Consider the following 2,675-nt stretch of genomic DNA (forward strand, 5'->3'; position numbering starts at 1 on the left):
GACGGCCAAAAAATCGTCTCGGGAAGTCGGGATAAAACTGTCAAAATTTGGAATATCGACGGCACAGAACTGGCTACCTTCAGCGGTCACAGCGCGTCGATTTGGGATGTAGCTTGGAGTCCCGACGGCAGCTATATTGCTTCGGCGGGTGCAGAAAATACCGTCAGATTGTGGGAAAGTCAAAATCCCTTACAGACAACTATTACTGCCCATAAAGGTGCAATTTGGGGAATCGATATCAGTGCCGATAGTTCTACGATCGCTACTTGTAGCGAGGACGGTACAGTTAAACTTTGGAGTCGGGAAGGCAAATTTTTGGCGACTTTCACTGGAAAGAACTTGGTAGTCTATGGTGTGGGTGTTGCTAACAGTGCGGATGGCAAGTTAATTGCTGCTACCAGAAACGATAATAAAGTGAATATTTGGGAGCGAACTGGGGAAGCGATCGCAACTTTAACAGGTCATCAAGCTACCGTCTTTACAGTCGCTTTCAATCCAGATGCTCAAATTATTGCTACAGGAAGTCTAGATAAGACAATTAAGCTTTGGCGGCGTGACGGTACATTATTGCATACCATGACCGGACATCACGCTCCTGTTTGGCAGGTAGCATTTAGTCCCGACGGTCAGTTAGTTGCCTCCGCCGGGGGAGACGGTACTGTAAAGTTGTGGAAACTTGACGGTAGTTTGGTGAGAACTTTCCGAGGTCACACTGCGGCAGTTTGGAGACTTGCTTTTAACCGTCAAGGTAATATCATCGCTTCTAGCAGTGGAGACAAAACCGTTAAGCTTTGGACAATTGACGGTAAATTACTCAGAACGCTTTCAGGTCACACAGCAGCAGTGTGGGGAGTGAAGTTTAGTCCCGACAGTCAAATTATCGCTTCTGGCGGTGTAGACAACACGGTGAAGTTGTGGAAACTCGACGGTACAGAAGTAACCACGCTTAGGGGTCACAGTGCGGCAATTAGGGGAGTGGCGTACAGTTCTGATGGAAAGTTTGTCGCTTCCGTCGGTGACGATAACACCCTGATTCTGTGGAATGTACCGCGAATTCTCAACCTGGATTTATTAGGTTATGGTTGCGATCGCGTGCGAGATTACCTGCGAACAAATCCCGAAGTGAAGGAGGAGGACAGACATTTGTGCGATCGTATTAAAACGAAATAATATCAAGTCCGCTTTATTAGGAATATTAGATTAATATGTGTGGCTAGAGCATCATAAGATTAGAGGATATTTATCATGCTTGGCTACTTTTTATTGAAATATGCTATGATACTAAATCCGGCTTAACTACTCCCTTTATCTCTCAGTCGGCGGAGGCGGACTTCGTTTGTTTAGTAGAGGTTTCCACCGCCGAAGGATACGCAGAACGATCGAGGGTAGAGACAAACCGGATTTAGTATAATAACTACAGAGTAATAAAATCGCTAGCGGTGAGAATACCGGGGGTAATATTGTTAAGCTTCGCCAACAATTGATTGGTATCCGTCACAGTAATCAAAGTCTGATTGTTGCTTGAAGTAATACTGAGTTGATTAAAACTCAAATCAGAATTCAACCCAATTAAATCCTCTCCCCTGCGGAAATCATTAATGATGTCGCTACCCAAACTTTGATTGAGGAAAAACACATCATTTCCCGAACCACCAGTCAAAGTATCGTCCCCAACATCCCCGGAAAGGAAATCGGCACCGCTGCCACCACTGAGAATATCATCACCTTTGCCACCGTACAGGGTATCGTTACCGATGTCGCCGCAAAGCACATCGTTTTCATTGCCCCCCAACAGCAAGTCGTTGCCCTCACCGCCATCGAGACTGTCGTTTTCTTTGCCTCCGTACAGGGTATCGTTACCGATGTCGCCAAAAATCAGGTCTGTACCTTCATTGCCAAAGGCAATATCGTTGCCGTTTCCGGCATTAATTGTGTCATTTCCTAAGTTGCCTAAAATGTAGTCGTCATCATCTTCACCCAGCAAGATATCGTCATCTTTACCGCCGAAAATGCTGTCGTTGCCAACGCCGCCGGCAACTGTATCATTGCCGAGATCTCCCCTCAACAAGTCGTCGCCCTCACCACCAACAACAGTGTCATTATCTTTGCCAGCGTAGATGGTATCGTTGCCAGCATCGCCAGAGATGAAATCGCTGCCTTCATTGCCGAAGATTGAGTCGTTATCTGCTGCGCCGTCAATGTTGTCATTGCCGCCCATACCGTAGAGAGTATCGTTGCCGGCTTGTCCGTTAATTGAGTCGTTGATGACACCGCCCATGATGAAATCGGTAGTGTCGCCGCCGTTGATAGTTTGTTGGACGGGGTTGGGGGTGATGGTGGTCGAATCTAGTTGCGGGGCGTTGAGGCTATCGAGTAGGCAATCATCCGAAACCGGAGTTGGCGTGGGAGTTGGGGTCGGTTCCGGTGTGGGCGTGGGAGTCGGTTCCGGTGTGGGCGTGGGAGTCGGTTCCGGTGTGGGCGTGGGAGTTGGTTCCGGTGTGGGAGTGGGAGTGGGTTCCGGTGTGGGAGTCGGAGTTGGTTCCGGTGTGGGAGTCGGAGTCGGAGTCGGCGTCGGAGTCGGCGTCGGCGTCGGAGTCGGAGTCGGCGTGACTGTAGGGTTAAATTCATAAGCGCCAATATCAACGATCGCACTTCCGTTATTATCACCATCTTGA

At 48.6% G+C, this 2,675-nt stretch carries 1 protein-coding gene and 1 pseudogene; one reads left to right on the top strand and one right to left on the bottom strand.

Features of this window, described 5'->3' with window-relative positions; all coding sequences use genetic code 11:
- Window positions 1–1,170 (top strand): annotated as a pseudogene (locus QUA42_RS25755) (WD40 repeat domain-containing protein); the annotation flags it as partial.
- Between the two features lie 244 nt (window positions 1,171–1,414).
- Here the strand turns inward: QUA42_RS25755 and QUA42_RS25760 are convergent.
- The coding region (locus QUA42_RS25760; RefSeq protein WP_333141281.1) for a calcium-binding protein at window positions 1,415–2,675 on the bottom strand (1,261 nt) is incomplete at its 5' end.

The organism is Microcoleus sp. Pol11C2 (assembly GCF_036701505.1).
Lineage (GTDB): Bacteria > Cyanobacteriota > Cyanobacteriia > Cyanobacteriales > Microcoleaceae > Microcoleus.